This is a genomic window from Streptomyces sp. NPDC102278 (assembly GCF_044766345.1).
GTDB lineage: Bacteria > Actinomycetota > Actinomycetes > Streptomycetales > Streptomycetaceae > Streptomyces.
In genome coordinates this window covers 1-5087 of record NZ_JBIWLV010000043.1, presented here as the reverse complement: position 1 = coordinate 5087, position 5087 = coordinate 1, and the positions used below count along the sequence as shown (strand labels likewise).

Sequence of the window (5087 nt, the reverse complement as noted above, 5' to 3'; positions counted from 1 at the left end):
GGGTTGTGGTGCTTGCAGGCGATTACACAGCGAGGACGCAGTGGTCGATCGGTCTTATTCCGACATGATCGGCCCGCTCTAAGTGCGTGTGCACCCGATTACGGGTAAACATTCATGGAGAGTTTGATCCTGGCTCAGGACGAACGCTGGCGGCGTGCTTAACACATGCAAGTCGAACGATGAAGCCCTTCGGGGTGGATTAGTGGCGAACGGGTGAGTAACACGTGGGCAATCTGCCCTTCACTCTGGGACAAGCCCTGGAAACGGGGTCTAATACCGGATAACACTCCTGCCTGCATGGGTGGGGGTTAAAAGCTCCGGCGGTGAAGGATGAGCCCGCGGCCTATCAGCTTGTTGGTGGGGTAATGGCCCACCAAGGCGACGACGGGTAGCCGGCCTGAGAGGGCGACCGGCCACACTGGGACTGAGACACGGCCCAGACTCCTACGGGAGGCAGCAGTGGGGAATATTGCACAATGGGCGAAAGCCTGATGCAGCGACGCCGCGTGAGGGATGACGGCCTTCGGGTTGTAAACCTCTTTCAGCAGGGAAGAAGCGAAAGTGACGGTACCTGCAGAAGAAGCGCCGGCTAACTACGTGCCAGCAGCCGCGGTAATACGTAGGGCGCAAGCGTTGTCCGGAATTATTGGGCGTAAAGAGCTCGTAGGCGGCTTGTCACGTCGGATGTGAAAGCCCGAGGCTTAACCTCGGGTCTGCATTCGATACGGGCTAGCTAGAGTGTGGTAGGGGAGATCGGAATTCCTGGTGTAGCGGTGAAATGCGCAGATATCAGGAGGAACACCGGTGGCGAAGGCGGATCTCTGGGCCATTACTGACGCTGAGGAGCGAAAGCGTGGGGAGCGAACAGGATTAGATACCCTGGTAGTCCACGCCGTAAACGTTGGGAACTAGGTGTTGGCGACATTCCACGTCGTCGGTGCCGCAGCTAACGCATTAAGTTCCCCGCCTGGGGAGTACGGCCGCAAGGCTAAAACTCAAAGGAATTGACGGGGGCCCGCACAAGCAGCGGAGCATGTGGCTTAATTCGACGCAACGCGAAGAACCTTACCAAGGCTTGACATATACCGGAAAGCATTAGAGATAGTGCCCCCCTTGTGGTCGGTATACAGGTGGTGCATGGCTGTCGTCAGCTCGTGTCGTGAGATGTTGGGTTAAGTCCCGCAACGAGCGCAACCCTTGTCCTGTGTTGCCAGCATGCCCTTCGGGGTGATGGGGACTCACAGGAGACCGCCGGGGTCAACTCGGAGGAAGGTGGGGACGACGTCAAGTCATCATGCCCCTTATGTCTTGGGCTGCACACGTGCTACAATGGCCGGTACAATGAGCTGCGATACCGTGAGGTGGAGCGAATCTCAAAAAGCCGGTCTCAGTTCGGATTGGGGTCTGCAACTCGACCCCATGAAGTCGGAGTTGCTAGTAATCGCAGATCAGCATTGCTGCGGTGAATACGTTCCCGGGCCTTGTACACACCGCCCGTCACGTCACGAAAGTCGGTAACACCCGAAGCCGGTGGCCCAACCCGTAAGGGAGGGAGCTGTCGAAGGTGGGACTGGCGATTGGGACGAAGTCGTAACAAGGTAGCCGTACCGGAAGGTGCGGCTGGATCACCTCCTTTCTAAGGAGCACAGTACCGATTGCAGACAAATGTTCTGCACGGTCAGCTCATGGGTGGAACGTTGATTATTTGGCGCCAGATCATCTGATGGTCTCTCGAGTACTGCTTCGGCGTGGAAAGAGAATCCGGATGAGGTCTGGTGCCTGGCACGTTGTTGGGTATCTGAGGGTACGGCCGTAAAGGTTGTATCTTCGCGATGCCGGCCCCAGTGAACTTGATCTGTATGGATCAGGGTGATGGGTGACTGGTCGTTGCTTGAGAACTACACAGTGGACGCGAGCATCTGTGGGCAAGTTTTTAAGGGCACACGGTGGATGCCTTGGCACCAGGAACCGATGAAGGACGTGAGAGGCCGCGATAGGCCCCGGGGAGCTGCCAACTGAGCTTTGATCCGGGGGTGTCCGAATGGGGAAACCCGGCAGTCGTCATGGGCTGTCACCCACTGCTGAACACATAGGCAGTGTGGAGGGAACGAGGGGAAGTGAAACATCTCAGTACCCTCAGGAAGAGAAAACAACCGTGATTCCGGGAGTAGTGGCGAGCGAAACCGGATGAGGCCAAACCGTATGCGTGTGATACCCGGCAGGGGTTGCGCATGCGGGGTTGTGGGAATTCTTTTGATCGGTCTGCCGGCCGGTCGGCGAGTCAGAAACCGTTGATGTAGTCGAAGGACATGCGAAAGGTCCGGCGTAGAGGGTAAGACCCCCGTAGACGAAACATCAGCGGCTTGCTTAAGAATCTCCCAAGTAGCACGGGGCCCGAGAAATCCCGTGTGAATCTGGCGGGACCACCCGCTAAGCCTAAATATTCCCTGGTGACCGATAGCGGATAGTACCGTGAGGGAATGGTGAAAAGTACCGCGGGAGCGGAGTGAAATAGTACCTGAAACCGTGTGCCTACAAGCCGTGGGAGCGTCGCGCATTGAGTTTACTCAATGCGTCGTGACTGCGTGCCTTTTGAAGAATGAGCCTGCGAGTTAGCGGTGTGTAGCGAGGTTAACCCGTGTGGGGAAGCCGTAGCGAAAGCGAGTCCGAATAGGGCGATTGAGTTGCACGCTCTAGACCCGAAGCGGAGTGATCTAGCCATGGGCAGGTTGAAGCGGAGGTAAGACTTCGTGGAGGACCGAACCCACCAGGGTTGAAAACCTGGGGGATGACCTGTGGTTAGGGGTGAAAGGCCAATCAAACTCCGTGATAGCTGGTTCTCCCCGAAATGCATTTAGGTGCAGCGTCGTGTGTTTCTTGCCGGAGGTAGAGCACTGGATAGGCGATGGGCCCTACCGGGTTACTGACCTTAGCCAAACTCCGAATGCCGGTAAGTGAGAGCACGGCAGTGAGACTGTGGGGGATAAGCTCCATGGTCGAGAGGGAAACAGCCCAGAGCATCGACTAAGGCCCCCAAGCGTACGCTAAGTGGGAAAGGATGTGGAGTCGCAGAGACAACCAGGAGGTTGGCTTAGAAGCAGCCACCCTTGAAAGAGTGCGTAATAGCTCACTGGTCAAGTGATTCCGCGCCGACAATGTAGCGGGGCTCAAGCGTACCGCCGAAGTCGTGTCATTCCAGCACATACCCCCAACGGGGGCTGGGATGGGTAGGGGAGCGTCGTGTGCCGGGTGAAGCAGCAGCGGAAGCTAGTTGTGGACGGTTCACGAGTGAGAATGCAGGCATGAGTAGCGATACACACGTGAGAAACGTGTGCGCCGATTGACTAAGGGTTCCTGGGTCAAGCTGATCTGCCCAGGGTAAGTCGGGACCTAAGGCGAGGCCGACAGGCGTAGTCGATGGACAACCGGTTGATATTCCGGTACCCGCTTTGAAACGCCCAATATCGAATCCTCTAATGCTAAGGCCGTGAAGCCGTTCCGGACCCTTCGGGGAAAGGAAAGTGGTGGAGCCGCCGGCCCAAGGTGGTAGTAGGTAAGCGATGGGGTGACGCAGGAAGGTAGTCCAACCCGGGCGGTGGTAGTCCCGGGGTAAGGGTGTAGGCCGAGGGGTAGGCAAATCCGTCCCTCATCAAGGCTGAGACCTGATGCCGAGCCGATTGTGGTGAAGTGGATGATCCTATGCTGTCGAGAAAAGCCTCTAGCGAGTTTCATGGCGGCCCGTACCCTAAACCGACTCAGGTGGTCAGGTAGAGAATACCGAGGCGTTCGGGTGAACTATGGTTAAGGAACTCGGCAAAATGCCCCCGTAACTTCGGGAGAAGGGGGGCCATCACTGGTGATAGCACTTGCTGCTTGAGCTGGGGGTGGCCGCAGAGACCAGCGAGAAGCGACTGTTTACTAAAAACACAGGTCCGTGCGAAGCCGTAAGGCGATGTATACGGACTGACGCCTGCCCGGTGCTGGAACGTTAAGGGGACCGGTTAGTGCGCTTTCGGGCGTGCGAAGCTGAGAACTTAAGCGCCAGTAAACGGCGGTGGTAACTATAACCATCCTAAGGTAGCGAAATTCCTTGTCGGGTAAGTTCCGACCTGCACGAATGGCGTAACGACTTCTCGACTGTCTCAACCATAGGCCCGGTGAAATTGCACTACGAGTAAAGATGCTCGTTTCGCGCAGCAGGACGGAAAGACCCCGGGACCTTTACTACAGTTTGATATTGGTGTTCGGTTCGGCTTGTGTAGGATAGGTGGGAGACTTTGAAGCAGCCACGCCAGTGGTTGTGGAGTCGCCGTTGAAATACCACTCTGGTCGTGCTGGATGTCTAACCTCGGTCCGTGATCCGGATCAGGGACAGTGTCTGATGGGTAGTTTAACTGGGGCGGTTGCCTCCCAAAGGGTAACGGAGGCGCCCAAAGGTTCCCTCAGCCTGGTTGGCAATCAGGTGTTGAGTGTAAGTGCACAAGGGAGCTTGACTGTGAGACCGACGGGTCGAGCAGGGACGAAAGTCGGGACTAGTGATCCGGCGGTGGCTTGTGGAAGCGCCGTCGCTCAACGGATAAAAGGTACCCCGGGGATAACAGGCTGATCTTCCCCAAGAGTCCATATCGACGGGATGGTTTGGCACCTCGATGTCGGCTCGTCGCATCCTGGGGCTGGAGTCGGTCCCAAGGGTTGGGCTGTTCGCCCATTAAAGCGGTACGCGAGCTGGGTTTAGAACGTCGTGAGACAGTTCGGTCCCTATCCGCTGTGCGCGTAGGAATATTGAGAAGGGCTGTCCCTAGTACGAGAGGACCGGGACGGACGAACCTCTGGTGTGCCAGTTGTCCTGCCAAGGGCATGGCTGGTTGGCTACGTTCGGGAGGGATAACCGCTGAAAGCATCTAAGCGGGAAGCCTGCTTCAAGATGAGTATTCCCACCTCCTTGAGAGGGTAAGGCTCCCAGTAGACGACTGGGTTGATAGGCCAGATGTGGAAGCCCGGTAACGGGTGGAGCTGACTGGTACTAATAGGCCGAGGGCTTGTCCTCAGTTGCTCGCGTCCACTGTGTTAGTTCTGAAGTAACGAAC

At 56.9% G+C, this 5087-nt stretch carries 2 rRNA genes; both read left to right on the top strand.

What is annotated here, in order from left to right:
* The first annotated feature begins 111 nt into the window (after nt 1-111).
* A 16S ribosomal RNA gene (locus ACIRO3_RS36825) occupies nt 112-1636 on the top strand.
* A gap of 287 nt (nt 1637-1923) precedes the next feature.
* Nucleotides 1924-5047, top strand: a 23S ribosomal RNA gene (locus ACIRO3_RS36820).
* Together the 16S and 23S rRNA genes form the textbook arrangement of a ribosomal RNA operon.
* Nucleotides 5048-5087 lie beyond the last annotated feature (40 nt).